Origin of the sequence: Bradyrhizobium uaiense, from assembly GCF_010811875.1 — a bacterium.
GTDB classification, from domain to species: Bacteria; Pseudomonadota; Alphaproteobacteria; order Rhizobiales; family Xanthobacteraceae; genus Bradyrhizobium; species Bradyrhizobium uaiense.
The window spans coordinates 1-232 of record NZ_VKHP01001135.1; the positions used below are offsets into that span (position 1 = coordinate 1).

1 protein-coding gene is annotated in these 232 nt (G+C 63.4%); it reads left to right on the plus strand.

The genetic code is table 11. The features are described from left to right. Nucleotides 1–232 (plus strand): transposase (locus FNJ47_RS55795; protein WP_430649509.1); only part of this gene is annotated, 232 nt, incomplete at both ends.

Sequence of the window (232 nt, forward strand, 5' to 3'; positions counted from 1 at the left end):
TTGAGCGACGCAGGCTGGGAGCGGATGGCGCCGCTGATCATCGGCCGGCCTGACCAGAAGGGCTCGACTGGACGCGACAACCGGATGTTCGTGGAAGGGGTGCTTTGGATCGTGCGTACGGGCTGTCCCTGGCGTGATCTTCCGGAGGCGTTTGGGGATTGGAACAGCGTGTTCCGGCGCTTCAGTCGATGGAGTCGCAAGGGTGTCTGGTGCCGCATCTTCGAGGCGATGT